Origin of the sequence: uncultured Ruthenibacterium sp. (genome assembly GCF_963558415.1) — a bacterium.
GTDB lineage: Bacteria > Bacillota > Clostridia > Oscillospirales > Ruminococcaceae > Ruthenibacterium.
The window spans coordinates 1-18,465 of sequence record NZ_CAUWGY010000031.1 but is presented as its reverse complement, the minus strand read 5'-3'; the positions used below and the strand labels follow the sequence as shown (position 1 = coordinate 18,465).

Sequence of the window (18,465 nt, the reverse complement as noted above, 5' to 3'; positions counted from 1 at the left end):
TCACAAAGCCAGCCTCTGCGTGTCCAGTGAACACGACCACGCTTTAACGGGCGCACCCGTCAGAACCTACTTTTATGTTCAGAACTGCCGCTCAGGGATGTATTCACTATGTGTCCCGCTCCCCTTTTCACCAACCAGGGGCTCTCTATGCCGCTCAACATAGCTACTGGTTCCCGTCATTGCGTTTACTCAACTCAGTTTAGCACGAATCGCCTTCCTTGTCAAACAAGAGAATTTGATTTTTTCAATTGATCCGCACGATGGATTTGCATCATCTCACGCGCATTGGCCAAAGCAATCTCTGTAATATTATCACCCGAAATAATCCTAGCCAGTTCCTTAACGCGCTGAGACTCATCCAACGAATGGATTTCTGTAAATGTTCGATCGCCTCGAACATGTTTTTGAATCAAAAGATGTTCATCCGCAAAAGCCGCAATTTGTGCAGTGTGAGTGATACAAATCACCTGTCGACCTTGGGACGTTTGTTTCAATTTCTCTCCAATTCTTCCCGCTGCAAGACCCGAGACACCTGTATCGATTTCATCATAAATGACCGTTCCAATTTCATCCTTATCGGCCAAAGCGCTCTTTACAGCCAACAAAATTCGCGAAAGTTCACCGCCGGATGCAATTTTAGCGAGCGATTTGGCCTCTTCGCCTGCATTGGTAGAAATATAAAATTCAATTTGATCCTGTCCTGAAGACGCCAACGGTCCCTTTTGATGATGAAGTACAAATCGGATTCCTGGCATATTCAAGAAAGCCAGTGCCTCTGTAATCTGTTCGTTGAAGCGTTGAAATGCATCCATACGGGTTTGGGTCAGAACATCGGCTAAACGTTTCGCTTTTTCATACAAATCCGCCTGTTCCTGATACAATTTTTCCAATTGTTCGGTACTGGTTTCAATGGAATGCAGTTCTTTCCGCGCATTTTCGAAATAAGTCAAAATTTCATCGATGCTCTGGCCATATTTTTGCTTTAGCCTGTAAATTAAATCCAGGCGTTCTTCCACTTGATCCAATTCTCGGGAATCAAAATCCATTTGATCAAGTAAGTTAGCAATATCGCTGGCAACATCTCTAGCGACGTAATATAAATCGCTGAGCTTTTCGCTGACACTGGAAAGATTCTCGTCATAATTACGAATACTTTCTAGAGCTGAGGATGCACTTCCCAACATTTCCGCTGCTCCAGAGTTTTCATCAGCACCATCTAATGCCTGATAAGCTAAGGTAAGCTGTTCTGTAATTTTTTGTGCATGACGAATTAAATCGCGGCGCTGCACCAATTCTTCTTCCTCACCAGAAGTAAGCTGCGCCATTTCGATTTCCTCACATTGAAACCGCAAAAGTTCCATGCGTTTTTCTTTTTCCGATTCATCCATTTCCAAGGAATCAATTTTCTTTTTCACCTTGCATAATTTTCGATAAACCGTATAATATTCTTCATGTTTTTTTTGGTTTTGAGCGAAAGCATCCAATACACCTAGATGTGTAGACGAATCCATGAGGCTCTGGTTATCATGCTGTCCGTGAATCGCAATCAGGCCGGAACAAAGAGAGCGCACAGCAGAAGCGGTAGCTGGCATGCCATTTACACGGCAGATACTTTTTCCATCTGCACCAATCTCACGATATAAGAGCAATTCATCGCCTACTTCATAACCCGCTTGTTCAATCTGATGGCAAACTTTAGAAGGCAACTTGCTAAAAGTAGCCCAGATGCGCGCCTTGGAAGTATGACTTCGAACCATCTCGCGAGACGTTCGATTTCCCAAAATCGCGTTGATTGAGTCAATTAGAATTGATTTACCAGCTCCGGTTTCACCAGAAAGCACATTTAGCCCGTCTGTAAAGCGAACCGTAGCTTGTTCAATTACTGCAACATTCTCAATTTTTAATTCACACAGCATAATTATCTCCGTTTGTCGACTCAGTGAGGAATATATTTTGCAAGCTCTTGGCAAAGCTGGGCTGCTGTTTTTTCCTCCCGCATCAAAACAATAAACGTATCATCACCAGACAATGTTCCAACTACGCCATTCCAAACCATTGCATCAAATACTTCACAAGCAGCATTGGCCATACCAGTATAACATTTTACCATAACAATATGTCCCGCATAATCCACCCGGAGAACCGATTCACGAAAAATTGTTTCGAATCGGCTAGGAGAATGCGCGGATCTTCCAGCACCAGAGGCAGCCACATAACGATAACCACCATTTCCAGTTGCAATTTTCACAAGACCTAACTCCCGAATATCACGCGAAACCGTTGCTTGAGTTACATCAAAGCCAGTTCGTCTCAAGTGACTTAACAATTCTTCTTGTTTATCAATGGGATGTTGCTCTATTAATTCTAAAATTTTGCTATGCCGGGCATTTTTCATTCAGTTACCGTCCTTTCAGTTTTTTATCAATTGCCTCAAACTGATCGGCTTCATTAAAACAGATCAAGGAAATATAGTGTGCAGAAAGCGATACATCTACTATATCGTCCCTCGCAATCTGTTCTTCCTGCATTCCATCGCAACTTAAAAACGCAAACTCTTGCGTAGGTGAAGAGACTTGAATTCGGAGTTTTCGTTCTGCCGAAAAAACCATAGGAGGGCTATGCATGCTATGTGCACAAATTGGTGTAACCACCAATCCAGAAATACGCGCATCCAATACTGGTCCGCCAGCAGAAAGAGAATAAGCAGTAGAACCAGTGGGAGTTGCTACTACAACTCCATCTCCTTGATAGTGATTAACCAGAATATCATCGCACCAGATTTGAACATCAACAGTTTGAGCGATACTACGTTTAAAAACTACCAAATCATTTAAAGCGTATTTTTGAAAAGTGTTTTTCCCCTGCACAGAAACCGATAAAAGCCTTCGCTGATCGAGCGTATAATCACCTTTTACGAGACGGGCCAGTTTGGTCTCCAGTTCATTTTCCTCCACCGTGGCAAGAAATCCCATTCGTCCTAAATTAATGCCGAACAAAGGTTTTCCAGAGCCAAGGCTATATCGAGCAATATGTAAAATTGTACCGTCTCCACCAATGGTGATAATAATGTCGCACTCAGACAATGCATCGTTCTGTAACATAAAGCGAACAAATGTTTCTTGTTGAAAAAAAGGAAATGCTCTTTTTTCTAAGATTACTTGAACGTTAAGCCTTTGGAAAATGGCAATTACCTTTCGAGCAATGGGTACCGATTGTTCCTTACCTAAATTAAGCGCCAGAAATACCGTCATTTCGTTCACCTTACAACGATTGATGTGCCCGCTCTACGACCATGTTAATTTGTTCCACAGAAAGGCCTATCGGAGCGGAATTCTTTTCCACATACATTAGAAATTCTATATTTCCCTCGGGCCCCTTTATCGGAGAATAATCAAGCCCCAACACAGAAAAACCGTTTTCAACCGCATACCGGCTGGCAGCTTCGATTACCTCACAGTGTGTTTGCGCTTCGCGCACCACGCCTTTCTTTCCTACCTTTTCTCGGCCGGCTTCGAATTGAGGTTTTACTAGACAAATTCCTTGAGCGTGTTCACAAGTAATATTTTGTGCAACAGGAAAAATATGTTTTAAAGAAATAAAAGAAACATCCACACTGAAAAATTCAATGGAATCTTCTAGTTGTTCCCGCGTAACATGACGAATATTGGTTCGCTCCATATTAATAACTCGCTCATCGCAACGCAAGGACCATGCAAGCTGTCCATAACCTACATCTACAGCATAAACCTTTATAGCCCCATTTTGAAGCATGCAGTCCGTAAAACCGCCTGTAGATGCACCAATGTCCATACAGACTTTTCCCTTGGGAGTTATAGGAAATACCTGCATGCCCTTTTCTAGTTTCAATCCGCCTCGACTGACGTAGCGAATATCTTGTCCACGGACCTCTACATGTGCATTTTCATCAATCATATTGCCAGGTTTGTCACTTTTTTCTTCTCCGACATAGACAATTCCGGCCATAATCAGAGCTTTGGCTCGTTCACGGCTTTGTGCAAAGCCGTGCTGGCACAAATACTGATCCAAACGAATTTTCACAATATACCTCTTTCAATTTTCGATAATGAATCTTTATCCAATCCAAATTGACACCGAAGCTGTTCAACACTAGCGTGTGAAATTCCAAGACTGGGAAGCCCAATATGTTGATAGGTTCCCGCAAAACCTGATTTTCTCAAAAGGTGTTCTAGATGTTCTCCAATTCCACCACGCATGATTCCCTCTTCGACAAAGACAATCTGCTTATACGCTAAAAGCTTGTCGGCTATATCTTCAGAAATTGGATGAATGACACAAAGTTTCAAAACATCAATAGAAGGCTCCCCGTTTTTTACACGCTGTTTCGCAGCCTGCAAAACTTGTGCGGACTCAGCACCGTAACATACAAACGCAAACAACGAACTCTCTTTGCCAAAATGATACAAATCATATTCATTGCCCGTACACGGAAGATCCGAAAGCACAGACTCCTCTTCGCCGCGCGGATATCTAATTGCCTTTGGTCCGCTTTCAGACAAAAGTTTTTTTAGCCAATACCGAGTTTCCGCATAATTACAGGGAGAAACCACTTTAAAATTATCAATTTGACTAAAAAGCGCCGCGTCAAAAATTCCTTGGTGAGTGGCTCCGTCTCCTGGAACTAATCCAGCTCGGTCAACTGCAACCAAAACATTAGCATTTTGTAAAGACACATCATGAATCAACTGGTCATAGGCGCGTTGAAGAAAAGTAGAATAAAGTGCTACAACTGGTTTCATGCCTGCCTGCGCTAGCCCAGCCGAAAAAGTAACTGCGTGTTCTTCTGCCATTCCTACATCAAAGAATCGGTTTTTATGCTGTTTATAGAAATATTGCAGACCTGTGCCATATTTCATAGCAGCAGTAATTGCACAAACGGAAGAATCGTTCTGCGCAAGCTTAGCCAACTCTTCTCCAAAAACAGTGGAAAAACTGCTAGGCGGAGCTACATCAGGATCTGTGATATGATCAAGGTCAAATGCAGAAACTCCATGGAACTCTCCGGGATTTTTTTCTGCTGGTTCAAACCCTTTCCCCTTTACAGTCAAAATATGAAAAAACATCGGTGCGGTTTGTTCATATTGGTACGCTGAAAAAAGATCACACAATTCGCCAATATCATGACCATTGATGGGGCCCGCATACTGAAATCCCATTTCTTCAAACATTGTAGAATGATACAATGATCTGCGAAAAGCAGATTTCACCGTTTGAATTCCTCTTCTCACCGGCGGTCCAATCAACGGTACAGCATCTAAAACAGACTGAACGTCTCGTTTTGCTTTAAAATACCCGGGGCTGGTTCGAAGTTGCGTTAAATATTGTGCTACAGAACCAACATTTTTGGAAATGGACATCTTATTGTCATTCAAAATGACGATCAAGTTGGACAATGAACGAATATTGTTCATTCCTTCATATACCATCCCACCGGTAAAAGCGCCGTCACCGATAATGGCGATCACCTTTCCCTTTTCGCCACGTAGTCGTTTGCCTTGTGCAAGACCAATAGCGGCAGAAAGTGCCGTACTTCCATGGCCGGCAATAAAAGCATCATGTTGACTTTCTGCAGGGTTTGGAAAACCGCTCAAACCATTTTGCTGGCGAAGATGGATAAATTCCGCTCGACGTCCAGTCAAGATTTTATGGGTATAACATTGATGTCCAACATCCCAAACAATTTTATCCTGGGGTGTGGTAAATACCTTGTGGAGTGCTACGGTCAATTCCACAGTACCCAAATTTGATGAAAGGTGTCCACCAGTTTTGGAAACATTTTCAATTAAAAAAGAGCGGATTTCTTTACACAAAATCTTAAGCTGTTCCTGAGTGAGCCTTTTTACATCGGCAGGACTACTAATCTGTTCTAAGTAACCCGTCTTTCTCACCTCGCTGTGAAATTTTTCAAGGGACAGGAATTAGTACTGCAATTAAAATACCCAAAAGCGCGCCAGACAATACCTCAAACGGAGTATGTCCGACTTTTTCTTTTAGCATTTTTCCGTTTTGCGGAAGAATATTTTCGATGTTGTCATCCAGCCATCCTTGCATCATTCGGTTCAACACTTTAGCTTGCTCGCCGGTTTCATGACGAACACCCATTGCATCATACATAACAATAGCAGCCAAAATAAAGGCAAAGGCAAAAAAAGGAGAATTAAGCCCTTCCAGTTTTGCGGTTGCCATAAAAAGCGAACAAACAAGTGCAGAGTGAGCACTGGGCATTCCGCCCGCTCCCCAAAGACGTTCCGCATCAAATTTTCCACTGAGGAAAAAATTGATAGCCGTCTTGCTGACCTGTGCCGCCAGCCAAGAAATCAATGCAACTGACAAAATATAATTCCCGAAAAACAATTTTTGAAGAATCTGCATCGTCCACGCTCCTGTTTATTTGTTGCGTTGTAATAGCGAATATGCTAATTTTTCTAAAAAAACCGCTTTCTCTCCAAACTTTTTTCGAATATCGCTACAAGCCTTTTCCGTGATCTCTTTTGCCATTTCCAATGAACGAGGTATCCCATAAAGAGTCACAAAGGTTGTTTTCCCGTTTTCCTGGTCACTGCCAGCCGGTTTTCCTAAAACCTCCGATGTTGCTGTTACGTCAAGTATGTCATCTACAATTTGAAAAACAAGACCAATCGAAAACGCATAATCAGAAATGACAGCAATTGAAGAAGAATCTGCGCAGGCAGCAACTGCACCAAGTTGAGCAGAAGCATCTATTAGCTTACCTGTTTTGTTTTCATGAATTGTCTGTAATTGCTGTTCCGTGGCGGCTTCTTTCTCAAAGCGCAAATCCAACTCTTGTCCCCAAATCATGCCACAGCATCCTGCTGCTCGACTAAGAATTTTAACAGCTTCAACATTTTGTTGTGCATGAGCGCAAGGTGCACAGGCCAAAATTTCGAATGCCCCCGTTAAAAGAGCATCACCCGCTAAAAGCGCTTGGGCTTCTCCAAATGCCTTATGACAAGATGGCTTTCCGCGTCGGAAGTCGTCGTTATCCATACAAGGAAGGTCATCGTGTATGAGAGAATAACAATGGACCATTTCGAGTGCCGAGGCGTATTCACATGCCAGTTTGAGCGGCCCGCCTAACATATCACAAACAGCCATACAGAGAATGGAACGAATTCTCTTTCCGCCGCCGAGAAGGCTATAAAAGGCAGCTTTCGAAATTTGAGATTCAGGATTCCATACATCTCTTTCAATCTCATGCAGCCTTGTTTCAATTTGGTTCAAATAAAACTGGTATTGCTGTTCATATTCCATAAGCGGGACCTCTCATTCCTGTGGCGGAACGACCACTTGCAGCTTTTCCGAAATCTCGTCAATTTTTAATTGCGCATTTTCAAGTGTTTGACTGCAAAACGCTACTAACTCCGCAGCCTTAGAATATAATTCCAAACTGCGTTGAAGCGTAGTAGTTTCCTGAGACAATTCCTGTAAAATTTCGTCTAGTTCCGCGCTCGCAGTTTCAAATGTCATTTCTTTTTTCATATTGTTCCTCTTTGGAAAAAACTTGTTCAACTTTGCATTTGACAAAACCGTTTTGAAAACGAAGTTGCACCCGATCTCCCGTTGCTAACTGATTGGCTTCTTTTATGATCTCGTCGTTCTTTTCAACCACGGCATATCCCCTGGCCAAAACTTCATATGGATTCAACGAATGACATAAATCTGCATAATGTGCCAATTTTTGTGTTCGATGGGTTTGGAGAAAAGTCATCTGCTTTTGCAGTAAATCACATTTCTGCAAAAGTGCCTTTCTTTCTCGAATTGGAAATGTTTTTACATTGTTGAGTTCTGACGCCCGCGTTTGTTCGTTGAGCCTATTATAACACAAACGTACCTTTTGTTGTATTTCTTTACAAATATTTGTGTATATTTTGTATAAACGTATCCATTCAGCTCGCACATCAGGCATTACTAATTCAGCCGCCGCACTTGGCGTAGGAGCTCGCACGTCGGACACAAAATCCAAAATGCAAAAATCAATTTCATGACCAATCGCTGAAACCACAGGCGTTTTACATGCATAAGCCGCACGCGCGATTCTCTCATCGTTGAACACCCACAAGTCCTCTTTCGAACCACCACCGCGTGCGACAATAATTACATCTACTTGGCCGCTTGTATCCAATTGATGAATTGCAGATGCAATTTCCGTAGCTGCATCGTTTCCTTGAACAGAAACCGGAGCCAGGAGAAAATGCGCCATCGGATATCTACGGCGAGTGACATTTAGAATATCCTGAATCGCAGCACCCGTTTTAGAGGTAACCAGCCCGATACATTGCGGCATAACAGGTAGAGCTTTCTTATGTTGCAAATCAAAAAGCCCTTCCTCTTCCAATCGCCGTTTTAATTGATCAAAGGCAAGTTGCATCGCCCCGATGCCATCTGGAAATAAATCTTCCACATAGACCTGAAAAGTCCCATCACGTTCAAACAACGAAATTCTTCCGCGAATAATTACACGCATCCCATTTTCTGGAATAAACGAGAGCTGTTGAGCATAGCTGCGGAACATAACGGCCTTAACAGAACATTGTTCATCCCGTAAAGAAAAATAAAAATGTCCCGTCTTAAAATGATTGGTAAAGTTAGAAATTTCGCCCCGAAGCGCAATATCCGTTAATACGCAATCGCGCTCCAAAAGAGTCTTTACATAACGATTCAATGCACTAACGGTTATAATGTTTGCCATTGATTCACCTCAAGACCGGCTATAAGCGCCACACCAATTGCATTGTCACTGGAAAACTTACCCGGTACAAAATAGACATCATCTACAGTGGACTCGACTTCTCTTCGAATAATGGTACTACTCATAACGCCCCCAGCGCAAACAACCGGAAGTCCTGGATAATTTTTTCGTGCAGACTCGATCATTTTAATCACGGTATGCGCAACAGCCAGAAGGCAGTATTTAGCAGCGTAAGCAGGCGAAAACCCCTGTTCCAAAAGCCGAGAACATTGATTTTCGAGCCCGGAAAGGCTGCACTGGGTTCCTCGTACACTGACCTTTGGCTTTATAAGCTCCTGGCATTCTTCTGCTTTTTGGGAAACAAATGGCCCTGCTGGAAATGGAAAGCCAATTTTTACACCAATCCGATCCACAGCTTGTCCAGCATATAAATCGGTTGTTCCACCAATTTTCTTCAATATATGATATCCATGACACAATAATAACTCTGTTGTCCCACCAGAAATATGGAATACAAGTGCTTGTTGTTCAAAAAGAGCAGGATTTTTGCATGCAAGCAGAGCAGCAGCGACATGGCCTTGCTGATGCGTTGTCTCAATCAACGGAATTCCTTTACACAAACAAATGCTTTGTGCATTGGTTTGACCCACAAGAAAACATGGCATATAAGACCCATCCACCGGACGCGGCTTACAGGATACGCCTACAGCGCCAATTTGCGTTAAAGGCACAGAGGCATTTAATTCACTTAGCATTTTCGGAAATGCCGCTGTATGATGGAATACAGCATCACTTTGACGCAGTCCCAGAGCCCCAGGTTTTACGGGTAAAAACTCTTTTTTATCACAAACAACCTCTTTGGCATCCGTATCATAAACAGCCAAAGAGGTTGCATAATTGCTGGTATCAATTCCTAAAATAAACATCGCTTTAATAACCTTCTGCCAAAGCAGCCTTCTCGCGCGAAATGGCTCCGAGCACGCCGTTAATGAATTGATAATCTTCATCACCGGCAGCATATTTTTTAGAAAGTTCTACTGCTTCATTGATTACAATGCTATCCATATCGTCTTGTCCGCCAAAACACATCTCAGCGACAGCAAGACGTAAAATGGTGCAGTTAACACGTGGAAGTCGCTCCAACGTCCAATCTTTCAATTTGGAACGAATCATATCGTCAATTTCAGGCAAATGTGCTATATAATTAGCAAGCAATGCCTCTCCAAATTCATCCACAGCATACTCTCCACAATCACGCGAATAACGGACAATCTCTTCCAGCTCACATGCGTGAAATGTGGATTCAAATGCAGCAATAAAAGCATTTTCACGAGCGGTTCTTCTTTTCATAACGTCCCTCACACAAACAAGCCCTCCTGCAGTGGCGGGAGGGCTTTGTCAGATTTACTCCTCTTCCTCAACATGTGCAGTCGCTTCTTGCACAACTCCCGTTACAATTACATTGACTTTTGAAACGGTGATGCAAGTCATATTCTGCACAGCATTTTTTACATTTTCCTGGACTTTTTCAGAAAGTTGCGGAATTCTGCAGCCATACTTTACAATAACGTTTACAGTAATCTCCGCTACATCGTCGGTCAACTCAACAACAATTGGTTTTTGAATAGGCATTTTTCGAACAAAAGCAAAACCTGTACCTGATAAAACGCCACCAGAAACATTGTCTACGCCTTCTACTTCTAAAGTGGCCAGTTTTGCAATTTTCGAAATAACATCTGTTGAGATCTGTAAACTGCCTTTCATGGCACCAGAATTGGTAACATCCATTCTATTAAGCCTCCTGCCTTCTGGCAAACGCGGTTAAATACCACGGTACTTTTAGAACATTATAGCATTTCTTCTAATATTTAACAACCTATTTTACTTCTACAATACTTATATTTTTGGCCTCGGTTTCCATTTTACTCAAAATAATGTCTCGCAATTGTGCAACCTCTGTTTTATCGAGCCCTTCTGCACCGGTTTTCACCGCGAGGTTGATCTTATCTCCTTCTATAAACGCAACACAGTCTGCAAATCCTTTGGCTTTCACCATATTCTCAATATCACTTTCAATAGTAATGCTCTCAAGTGTTGAAGAAAGTGTTGTGGTCAAATTCTGTTTTTCTTCTTCGCTCAAACTGGAATCCTTTAAACTTTTTTGAAGAGTATCCAGCGCCTCATCGCGTGTTTTGGTTCTGGTCAATCGAGCCTGTTCAAAATATTTGTCATTGCTTTCTTCATCCGCACTAACAAGCTGTGCTTCACCATAATTTTTGTCGGGCAAGGCTTCAAGAACCGGCTGTGTGGTTTCATCTTGCTCTGCGTCGGTCTGAACCTGTGCGCTGACTGCAGCAGTTTCTTCCAGAATCTGAGGAGTATCTCCTTTTGCATATTCCCAGTTTAGATATACTGCTACGCCCAGAGCCACTACCAAAGTGAGAAGAGTCAATTGCCGTTTGCTTTTTGCGCTTTTCATATGCCATCCTCCGTCTATATCTTTTTTGTAACGCAGATCCGGTTGCTGGGCAAATCGAGAACGACTTTCACCAGTTCGGTAATGCGCTCAATCACTTCGATATCGTCTCCACCTGAACAAACAATGGCTACGCCTCTGATTTCGGGCGTAAGTTGTTCTTCCACCAATGCCTGTTTTCCGTCTCCACTGTCAAAAAGAATATGCTCATTTTGATAAGAACTTTGCTTTTGGACGGTACCGTCTTCGTTTTGCTGGGTTTGTGTCTGGTTTTGTTCATTTTGAGCATATACCGTTTCGGGACCACTTTCTAGTGTAAGCATTACACTCACCTCTCCAGCCCCTTCCACTTGGCAGATAATTTCGGTAAGACGTTGTTCCATTTCCTTTTGGTAAATACTTTCTGAATCGGTTTCCTTGGTGCTTGATATCTCAGAAGAATTTGATGTCTTTTCAGTCAAAAACTCCGAAAAACCAATTAAGAGGATCCCAATAATTCCGATAATGAACAACCAGTTTTTTTTATTTTGAAATTTCGAAAAAACGTCTTTAAAAATATCCATTGCTCTCAAAATCCTTTCATGTGGAATAGACATCCACTTCAACCTCAGTTTCGAAGTATGTCAAAAGGCAGGAGCGGACCTCGCTCTCATTCGCAGAGGTATAAATTTCTACTTTTTCGATTGTAACATCCTGCTTGTTAGCAGACAGTATAACAGTTGCTCTTGCCTGAATTCCATTTGAATACAATTCTTGTTCAATCTCAGTTTCCAAAGTTTGCTGCGTAATGTTCAAAATTTCCTGTTGAGTATCAAAAGAATTTTCTTCCATATTAAGGCTTGGAATTTGTGCAGTTTCAATGAACTGAGAAAAACCTGAAATGGGAGAGAGTGCGGTTACTAAAATATATAACGCAAACACAAGCTTTATGCAGGAAACCTGTTTTTTTGCTCCGACAAATTGCTGCAAAATTCCAGTCGTGATGCAAGCAAGTGATAACGTCATAACCCATTGACGCATCTGATCCATTTTATGCGCCTCCGCTCCCTAAAAGAATCATTAAAACAGTCGTGGACACTACAATGAAAGAAAAGAAAATTACCATTGCCAGATGTAAATTCACACAATCTGATAGACTCCGGAAGAGTTTTGCGCATGAATCATTGCCAGTGGCTCCCGAGACGATGTCACCAACTCCAAAAATGATTTGGCAAAAAACACATTGGAAAATCAAAGGCAAAAACATAAGAGCGATAATGAGCACTGCTGCAAATCCAAGAGATCCTTTTAATAACTTGACGCCTGCGAGAACGCTTCCCATAGCATCTGAAACAGCTTTCCCCACAACGGGTATGCTACTGCTGAGAAGAAATTTTCCGGTTTTTAACGCAAGAGAATCCGCACTCTGCGCAAAAACGCTTTGAAGGGTTAATAGAGTGCCAAAAATTGTTGCACAGAGAGTAAGCAACCAACGGCACCATTTGGAAAGACCTTTTGTAAGCGCAAAAAAGTCAACAGGAGTTTTAACGATTCCAGATGCACTTAAGACAAGCAACACTTGAAGAAGTGGTATACCGATGTTACACAAAATAGCAGCGAGCAAATTGGCTAATCCCAGGAATAACCCGCCGTAGATAGCTGCAGTTCCTGCTTGGCCGCAGCTTACCATGGCAGTGGTGAATACAGGGATAAAAATTGCGAGATAGGTTTGACAATCATCCAAATTTGATTTTAATTGTTGCATCAGTTGAATAAGCAGCGGACTACACACCAAAAACACCGTAATTGCAACGATCATATCAAAACTTGTGCCCAAAGATGAAAGTGTTTTTTCACTACAAAGGCTTTTTAAAATTCCTGAAAGAATTAGAACCGCCATAAGCTTTCCTGCAAGACGAAGTGGCGCCTTGACGGTGTCCTTTATCTGGTCTTGAAAAAATTTTATTATCTCTGATAAAGACATATTTTGAAATTCCTGCGCGGAGATGGGGGCCTCTTCAATCATTTGCTGCCAGCTCTGAGGCACTTCGAAGGAAACCATATCAAGATCATTCTGATCCGCAAAGGCCACCGAAGAAAATAGTAGAGAAAACAGCAAGATTAAACATCCTTTTTTCATTGCAAAAGCTCCTGAAGTGTTTTTGTAAAGGTCTGCAAAAGAGGCAATGCGGCAATAAGAATAGCCGTTTTTCCTGCCAGTTCAACTTGCCCTGCTAAGGCCTGTTGCCCAGCATCGTTGCACAGATCCTTAACATTTTGCATCAGGATCATAATTGCCGCCGCCTTTAAAACACAAGACAAATTTTCAAAATCCGACATGCGTGTCAACCCTAAAACCCATTCCATAACAGGAGAAAAAAGTTCAAGAGCCCAAACAAGCAACAATGCACTAGCCGCCAATGCAAAAAGAAGTGCATATCCCTGTCCATATTGTTTTAAAACACTAAGGACCACCATCGCCAACAAGGCAAATATCAAAATTTTTAAAATATCTGTCATCATAATGAAAATAGGTTTTTGATCGTTTCGAAAAGTGTACTGATTTGCTCAATGATCATCATCAATACCACGATCAAACCGGCCAAGGTTGTCATCATAGCTTGTTCTTCTCTTCCGGAACGAATCAACAATTGATTCAATACAGCCACGATAATTCCAATTGCGGCTATTTTGAAGACAAAATCAATATTCACATTCCTGTCCCCTTTTACAAAATGAATTTCATAACAACAAAAGCGCGGCCATTCCACCAAAGGAAAGCCCTATTGCACGGTAAAGCTTTTTTTGCTGTTCACATTCCTTACGCGCATTCATTACAAGCAAAGAAAGCTGTGCGGCAGAATATTCAAGTAGCTTTTCTTCTTGCCCGGCCGGAAGACGCAACAGGCCTGAAATTCCGCTTTCAAAATATTGAAATTCATGTTGATAAACGATCTCATGATACCTTTGGCGTAATTCCTCCAGAATATTATTTAACTGTACATCCATTGATGGATCATCTGTAAGATTGTCAAAGGGAAGCTTCAGTTCTCTTAGCAGAATATTATTAGAGGTTTTTTGAAGCAGTTCGTAAGTTGACCCAATCTCATATCGTAAAGAATCTCGCAAATGATTTAAAACAACGATCATATCCTCTAGCACGCGGACCCGACGTGCTAATTGTTCTCCTTTTCTCCATCCTGCAATGCCGCATGAAATAAAAATAAAAAATGCCCCCATCAATTTAAAACTCATTTGAAACATTGCAAACCTCCCGAATTTGCCCGGGCCGTTGGCGGCCATCCAAAAATATTAATTGATCAAAGGCGCCTGTACGAAGCAGCGCCTTATATTGAGGACGCCGTTCAAGACCGGACAAATTTCTCGCGTGAATGGAAACCACCAGTTTTACGCCTGCGTTAGCGGCCTGTTCAATGGCCGCGACGTCTTCCAAAGCGCCCACCTCATCACAAACAATATAATCGGGTGCCAGACCACGCAAAGCGTGCTGCATTCCAATATGTTTGGGATACCCAGACAGCACATCGCATCGAAAAGGCGGTGGACTTCCAAATCCTTGACTTCCCACCGGAAGTAATTCTCCCCTTTCATCTACGACGGAGACTTGAGCACCTGCATCCGAAAGCATTTGTATTGCGGTGCGTAGCAGTGTAGTTTTGCCACTTCCCGGTTCACCGGCAAAAATCAATCCATTTTTGGTATTGCATAGACAGCTTTGCAGTAAATTATTGGAAACAATAAGATTGGTACGTGCTATGCGCAAATTAATACTGGTAATGTTCTGAACCGAAAATTTTCCGTCGTCCATATAAAAAGCACTTCCACAAATTCCTGCTCGATGTCCTCCGGGAAGTGTAAGATAACCGTTTTCAAGCGAACGTGCATGGCTATGTATAGAATAGCGACAAAGAGCTAAAAAGCAGGTAGAAATAGCCTGATGAGTGACTTGAAAAGCCTGGTCCGGTTTTGTTACCGTTCTCCCATCCGAGCAAAAATAAAATTCTTTGACTCCATTACATACACACAGAGCTCGTTCAGAACGTAAGCGAATTTCGGTTACCTGTGACGCTTCAGACTCTGGCAGTTTTTGCAGCAAGACTTCCATTGATTTGGGCAGCCAACGAATGGCGTCATAATACGCATCCATTTTTCCACCATCCTTTTTCTTGGTTTAATATATGAAAGAAGGACAGGCATTAGAACAAAAAAGGCAGAAGAGTCAATGAAACTCTTCTGCCTTTTTATATATTATAAAAATTATTCCACCATCGAAAGCAAATCTGCTTCTGTTAAAATTGTTATGCCCAATGCCTGTGCTTTCGTTAATTTTGAACCAGCCGCTTCTCCCGCCACAACATAACTTGTTTTCTTAGAGACAGAAGAGGCCGCTTTTCCCCCATTTTTCGTAATCAAATTTTCTGCCTGAGTTCGGGATAAACTGGGAAGCGTACCCGTCACCACAAAGGTCATTCCTTTTAGGCGTTCCGTTTTTTCTTCTCCATGGTACGTCATATTTACTCCTGCCTCAACGAGTCTACGGATTAAATCAGATGTACCTTCTTTTTCAAAGAAATCCAATACGCTCTCTGTCATCACACCGCCAAAGCCGTCAATCGCATCCATTTGTTCCGCACAAGCGTGTTGAAGCGCCTGCATAGATCCGAAAGTTTCTGCAAGCAAGAGTGCAGCCTTACTTCCGATATTTCGAATTCCAAGAGCAAACAAAAGCCGGTCTAGATTATTCTGTTTGGATGTTTCGATTGCACTAAGCAGATTTGAAGCCGATTTTTCTTTAAATTTATCAAGAGTCAATAATTGTTCCAGCGTCAAATCATATAAGTCGGCCGCATTATGCACATATCCTTTTTCTATAAGCTGTGTTGCAACTGCTGTTCCAAGGCCATCAATATCCATCGCTGTACGACTTGCAAAATGGATAAGATTACGTAAGGCCTGTGCGGGACATTCTGGATTTGTACAGCGAAGTGCAGCCTCTCCCTGCATATGTGCTACCGGTTCGCCGCAAGAGGGGCAGAAATTAGGCATCTCAAATGGCGCGGTTTCAGAACCACGGGCAACCACTGTTACAACTTCTGGAATAATATCTCCCGCTTTTCGAACACGAATCGTATCACCCAAGCGGATATCCATCTCACGAATAAATGCTTCATTATGAAGAATTGCTCTTGAAACAGTTGTTCCCGCCAAAAGAATCGGATCGAACACAGCAGTTGGAGTCAACACACCGGTTCTACCTACAGAAACCTCAATTTCTCTTAAAACTGTTTCTTTTTCCTCTGGTGGATACTTGAATGCAATTGCCCATCGAGGATATTTTGCGGTGCTTCCCAGTGCTGCCCGCTGAGAAAAGGAATCCACTTTGACTACGGCACCATCGATATCATAGGGAAGCGTTCCACGAAGTTCACCGATTTTTTGAATTTCTTCAAGAACCTGATCAATGGAGTTAAAAAGGGAACGACGAGGAGAGACAGGAAATCCAAGATTAGCCAAATACTCCAAGCTCTCTTTGTGAGAATGCAACTCCATTCCTTGGATTTGCTGTAAATTAAAAATAAACAAAGACAAACCACGCTTAGCCGTAATTTGACTGTCTTTCTGCCTCAATGATCCCGCCGCTGCATTTCGAGGATTTTTAAAAGGTTTTTTATCATTGAGCTCCTGCTCTTCCACAAGTCTTAAAAAAGCATCCTTGGGCATATAAACTTCTCCGCGCACTTCTAAAAATGCTGGCGGGTTTTCCAAATATTTAGGAATGTCTTTGATGGTTGCTAAGTTTTCTGTTACGTCTTCACCCACCAAACCATCGCCACGTGTAGAGCCACGCACAAATTTGCCTTCATTGTATTCCAAACTGATAGACAAGCCATCAATTTTAGCCTCAACAACATATTGCGGATTGATTCCCGCATCTCGAATACGTCGATCAAACTCTTTTACTTCTTCCAACGAAAAAACATCTTGTAGACTTTCCATTTTCACGGTATGCGTGACTTTTTCGAATTTTGAAGAAACACTTCCACCGACATGCTGTGTATAAGAATCTGTCGTTACAAATTCCGGATGATCTTTTTCTATCTTTTTCAATTTCTGTGTCAAAAGATCAAATTCATAATCATCCAGTTCTGGAGCATCCAAATCATAGTACAAATGGCTATGATGCTCAATTTGCTTTTTTAACGCTTCATATTCCTCACGGATTGTTAGATCGCTCAATTGCTTCACCCCGTTTTATCGTCCTGTATTTTAGTATACCACAAAGCTCTTTAAAAGCACTAAAAATTTAATTACCAGCATAGAATTGAGGAACTTCCCCCACAATTAATGTTTGCGCCACACACACCTGATTTTCTACAACTACACTTGTAGAGTATCCAGGCATAATTGCACTCATTTCAACTTTAAAATCAATGAAAATTCGATGTTGCGTCTGATTTATTCCTGCTGTTTCCAAAGAATCTACAATATCACTTTCCACAAAAGATGTGGGCAAAATTTGCAAATGAATTTTTGGGCCACGTCCAGCAAGTAATTGCCAACCTGTCAACGTTCCCAGAGGAATACCAATATCCTGTTGCTGAATTCCTAAAAGACGATTGGTAACTGCGTCTGTTAAACGCGCTTGCAATCGGTTCATCTCAACCGAGTCAATTTCCACAGAAACAACAGAACCATCTTCACGTGTGTCAACATGTACCAATTCTGCGCCAATATTAGGTTCCTGTTCCAGCTCATCCATTACCGCTTCATTCATAGCCAAAATCGAAACAACACGACATTGATATTCTGCCATCGTCGTAATGACCGGGCGAAGTTGCATATCAATTTCAATTAAAATTAAAAATAGTATTCCAAGAAATAAAAGAACTTTGACCCATCCACTCAGTTTTAGTTCAAATTTACGCCGGTATTTATATCTGCGCACAGAGAATCCCCCTTCCCTGCGAATTCCGTAACAGTATATTCCGGCATCATCTAAAAAGTGCATAGAAAAAGCCCCGTTTTTCAACGGGGCTTTTGAAAAAGTCAAAATTAAATAGAAATCGCTTGAGAAATATCCAGCAAAGTGGTATCGATTGTTTTATACATCGACAACGCGACAGAGATGTCATAATCGACAATCGATTCTGCGCGAGTGGCAACCACACGGTTAAAGATGCCTTTATTCAGCAACTCAATAGCATGATAGCCCATACGACTTGCAGTAACACGATCGCGC

Annotated in this window: 22 protein-coding genes, 1 pseudogene and 1 other annotated feature (1 of these 24 only partly in view); all 23 genes and pseudogenes read right to left on the bottom strand. The window is 42.0% G+C overall.

Features of this window, described 5'->3' with window-relative positions; all coding sequences use genetic code 11:
* Positions 1-189 (bottom strand) — a binding site (T-box leader); it reaches 45 nt to the left of the window's first position.
* Between the two features lie 32 nt (positions 190-221).
* Complete coding sequence (gene recN, locus AB5H98_RS07140) at positions 222-1,916, bottom strand: DNA repair protein RecN (RefSeq protein ID WP_367925226.1); 1,695 nt, start codon at positions 1,914-1,916, stop codon at positions 222-224.
* Positions 1,917-1,936: 20 nt separating this feature from the next.
* Positions 1,937-2,395: an arginine repressor gene (locus AB5H98_RS07135; RefSeq protein ID WP_367925225.1), complete on the bottom strand. Its 459-nt coding sequence runs from the start codon at positions 2,393-2,395 to the stop codon at positions 1,937-1,939.
* Between the two features lie 4 nt (positions 2,396-2,399).
* Positions 2,400-3,251: an NAD(+)/NADH kinase gene (locus tag AB5H98_RS07130; protein ID WP_367925224.1), complete on the bottom strand. Its 852-nt coding sequence runs from the start codon at positions 3,249-3,251 to the stop codon at positions 2,400-2,402.
* 10 nt (positions 3,252-3,261) lie between these two features.
* The gene (locus AB5H98_RS07125; protein ID WP_367925223.1) at positions 3,262-4,059 is read right to left on the bottom strand and encodes a TlyA family RNA methyltransferase; all 798 of its coding nucleotides are present in this window, start codon (positions 4,057-4,059) and stop codon (positions 3,262-3,264) included.
* Complete coding sequence (gene dxs, locus AB5H98_RS07120; protein ID WP_367925222.1) at positions 4,056-5,927, bottom strand: 1-deoxy-D-xylulose-5-phosphate synthase; 1,872 nt, start codon at positions 5,925-5,927, stop codon at positions 4,056-4,058. Before dxs ends, AB5H98_RS07125 begins: the two co-directional genes overlap by 4 nt.
* A gap of 16 nt (positions 5,928-5,943) precedes the next feature.
* Positions 5,944-6,411, bottom strand: coding sequence for a divergent PAP2 family protein (locus tag AB5H98_RS07115; protein ID WP_367925221.1), 468 nt, complete (start codon positions 6,409-6,411; stop codon positions 5,944-5,946).
* A 15-nt stretch (positions 6,412-6,426) separates the two neighbouring features.
* The gene (locus tag AB5H98_RS07110; protein ID WP_367925220.1) at positions 6,427-7,311 is read right to left on the bottom strand and encodes a polyprenyl synthetase family protein; all 885 of its coding nucleotides are present in this window, start codon (positions 7,309-7,311) and stop codon (positions 6,427-6,429) included.
* A 12-nt stretch (positions 7,312-7,323) separates the two neighbouring features.
* Entirely contained in the window at positions 7,324-7,539 is a 216-nt protein-coding gene (gene xseB / locus AB5H98_RS07105; RefSeq protein WP_367925219.1) for an exodeoxyribonuclease VII small subunit, read from the bottom strand.
* Complete coding sequence (gene xseA / locus AB5H98_RS07100) at positions 7,517-8,749, bottom strand: exodeoxyribonuclease VII large subunit (RefSeq protein ID WP_367925218.1); 1,233 nt, start codon at positions 8,747-8,749, stop codon at positions 7,517-7,519. Before xseA ends, xseB begins: the two co-directional genes overlap by 23 nt.
* Positions 8,734-9,675, bottom strand: coding sequence for a glycoprotease (locus tag AB5H98_RS07095; protein ID WP_367925217.1), 942 nt, complete (start codon positions 9,673-9,675; stop codon positions 8,734-8,736). Before AB5H98_RS07095 ends, xseA begins: the two co-directional genes overlap by 16 nt.
* Before the next feature lie 4 nt (positions 9,676-9,679).
* A complete protein-coding gene (nusB, locus tag AB5H98_RS07090; protein WP_367925216.1) occupies positions 9,680-10,099 on the bottom strand; it encodes a transcription antitermination factor NusB in 420 nt (139 codons plus the stop codon).
* A 54-nt stretch (positions 10,100-10,153) separates the two neighbouring features.
* The gene (locus AB5H98_RS07085) at positions 10,154-10,537 is read right to left on the bottom strand and encodes an Asp23/Gls24 family envelope stress response protein (RefSeq protein ID WP_367925215.1); all 384 of its coding nucleotides are present in this window, start codon (positions 10,535-10,537) and stop codon (positions 10,154-10,156) included.
* 88 nt (positions 10,538-10,625) lie between these two features.
* Positions 10,626-11,228, bottom strand: coding sequence for a SpoIIIAH-like family protein (locus AB5H98_RS07080; protein ID WP_367925214.1), 603 nt, complete (start codon positions 11,226-11,228; stop codon positions 10,626-10,628).
* A 14-nt stretch (positions 11,229-11,242) separates the two neighbouring features.
* Positions 11,243-11,788 (bottom strand): stage III sporulation protein AG, encoded by a 546-nt coding sequence (locus tag AB5H98_RS07075; protein WP_367925213.1) that lies wholly within the window; start codon positions 11,786-11,788, stop codon positions 11,243-11,245.
* A gap of 16 nt (positions 11,789-11,804) precedes the next feature.
* The gene (locus AB5H98_RS07070; RefSeq protein WP_367925212.1) at positions 11,805-12,254 is read right to left on the bottom strand and encodes a hypothetical protein; all 450 of its coding nucleotides are present in this window, start codon (positions 12,252-12,254) and stop codon (positions 11,805-11,807) included.
* A gap of 1 nt (position 12,255) precedes the next feature.
* Entirely contained in the window at positions 12,256-13,344 is a 1,089-nt protein-coding gene (locus AB5H98_RS07065; RefSeq protein ID WP_367925211.1) for a hypothetical protein, read from the bottom strand.
* Positions 13,341-13,727 (bottom strand): SpoIIIAC/SpoIIIAD family protein, encoded by a 387-nt coding sequence (locus AB5H98_RS07060; RefSeq protein WP_367925210.1) that lies wholly within the window; start codon positions 13,725-13,727, stop codon positions 13,341-13,343. Before AB5H98_RS07060 ends, AB5H98_RS07065 begins: the two co-directional genes overlap by 4 nt.
* A complete protein-coding gene (gene spoIIIAC / locus AB5H98_RS07055; RefSeq protein ID WP_367925209.1) occupies positions 13,724-13,918 on the bottom strand; it encodes a stage III sporulation protein AC in 195 nt (64 codons plus the stop codon). The genes AB5H98_RS07060 and spoIIIAC overlap by 4 nt, the downstream gene beginning before the upstream one ends.
* A 28-nt stretch (positions 13,919-13,946) precedes the next feature.
* Positions 13,947-14,468 carry a stage III sporulation protein AB gene (locus AB5H98_RS07050; RefSeq protein ID WP_367925208.1) on the bottom strand — a complete coding sequence of 174 codons (522 nt, stop codon included), beginning with the start codon at positions 14,466-14,468 and terminating at the stop codon, positions 13,947-13,949.
* Positions 14,449-15,372 (bottom strand): ATPase, T2SS/T4P/T4SS family, encoded by a 924-nt coding sequence (locus AB5H98_RS07045; protein WP_367925207.1) that lies wholly within the window; start codon positions 15,370-15,372, stop codon positions 14,449-14,451. The genes AB5H98_RS07050 and AB5H98_RS07045 overlap by 20 nt, the downstream gene beginning before the upstream one ends.
* Before the next feature lie 110 nt (positions 15,373-15,482).
* Positions 15,483-17,471: an NAD-dependent DNA ligase LigA gene (gene ligA / locus AB5H98_RS07040; RefSeq protein ID WP_367925206.1), complete on the bottom strand. Its 1,989-nt coding sequence runs from the start codon at positions 17,469-17,471 to the stop codon at positions 15,483-15,485.
* Positions 17,472-17,529: 58 nt separating this feature from the next.
* A complete protein-coding gene (yunB, locus tag AB5H98_RS07035; protein ID WP_367925205.1) occupies positions 17,530-18,171 on the bottom strand; it encodes a sporulation protein YunB in 642 nt (213 codons plus the stop codon).
* A 107-nt stretch (positions 18,172-18,278) separates the two neighbouring features.
* Positions 18,279-18,465: pseudogene (locus AB5H98_RS07030) on the bottom strand (ATP-dependent 6-phosphofructokinase); the annotation flags it as partial.

What these genes read in the sequence shown, in the direction of transcription:
- recN (WP_367925226.1), bottom strand. Translation starts at nt 1,916, where the DNA reads ATGCTGTGTGAATTAAAAATTGAGAATGTTGCAGTAATTGAACAAGCT.
- AB5H98_RS07135 (WP_367925225.1), bottom strand. Translation starts at nt 2,395, where the DNA reads ATGAAAAATGCCCGGCATAGCAAAATTTTAGAATTAATAGAGCAACAT.
- AB5H98_RS07130 (WP_367925224.1), bottom strand. Translation starts at nt 3,251, where the DNA reads ATGACGGTATTTCTGGCGCTTAATTTAGGTAAGGAACAATCGGTACCC.
- AB5H98_RS07115 (WP_367925221.1), bottom strand. Translation starts at nt 6,411, where the DNA reads ATGCAGATTCTTCAAAAATTGTTTTTCGGGAATTATATTTTGTCAGTT.
- AB5H98_RS07110 (WP_367925220.1), bottom strand. Translation starts at nt 7,311, where the DNA reads ATGGAATATGAACAGCAATACCAGTTTTATTTGAACCAAATTGAAACA.
- xseB (WP_367925219.1), bottom strand. Translation starts at nt 7,539, where the DNA reads ATGAAAAAAGAAATGACATTTGAAACTGCGAGCGCGGAACTAGACGAA.
- xseA (WP_367925218.1), bottom strand. Translation starts at nt 8,749, where the DNA reads ATGGCAAACATTATAACCGTTAGTGCATTGAATCGTTATGTAAAGACT.
- AB5H98_RS07095 (WP_367925217.1), bottom strand. Translation starts at nt 9,675, where the DNA reads ATGTTTATTTTAGGAATTGATACCAGCAATTATGCAACCTCTTTGGCT.
- nusB (WP_367925216.1), bottom strand. Translation starts at nt 10,099, where the DNA reads ATGAAAAGAAGAACCGCTCGTGAAAATGCTTTTATTGCTGCATTTGAA.
- AB5H98_RS07085 (WP_367925215.1), bottom strand. Translation starts at nt 10,537, where the DNA reads ATGGATGTTACCAATTCTGGTGCCATGAAAGGCAGTTTACAGATCTCA.
- AB5H98_RS07080 (WP_367925214.1), bottom strand. Translation starts at nt 11,228, where the DNA reads ATGAAAAGCGCAAAAAGCAAACGGCAATTGACTCTTCTCACTTTGGTA.
- AB5H98_RS07075 (WP_367925213.1), bottom strand. Translation starts at nt 11,788, where the DNA reads ATGGATATTTTTAAAGACGTTTTTTCGAAATTTCAAAATAAAAAAAAC.
- AB5H98_RS07070 (WP_367925212.1), bottom strand. Translation starts at nt 12,254, where the DNA reads ATGGATCAGATGCGTCAATGGGTTATGACGTTATCACTTGCTTGCATC.
- AB5H98_RS07065 (WP_367925211.1), bottom strand. Translation starts at nt 13,344, where the DNA reads ATGAAAAAAGGATGTTTAATCTTGCTGTTTTCTCTACTATTTTCTTCG.
- AB5H98_RS07060 (WP_367925210.1), bottom strand. Translation starts at nt 13,727, where the DNA reads ATGATGACAGATATTTTAAAAATTTTGATATTTGCCTTGTTGGCGATG.
- AB5H98_RS07050 (WP_367925208.1), bottom strand. Translation starts at nt 14,468, where the DNA reads ATGTTTCAAATGAGTTTTAAATTGATGGGGGCATTTTTTATTTTTATT.
- AB5H98_RS07045 (WP_367925207.1), bottom strand. Translation starts at nt 15,372, where the DNA reads ATGGATGCGTATTATGACGCCATTCGTTGGCTGCCCAAATCAATGGAA.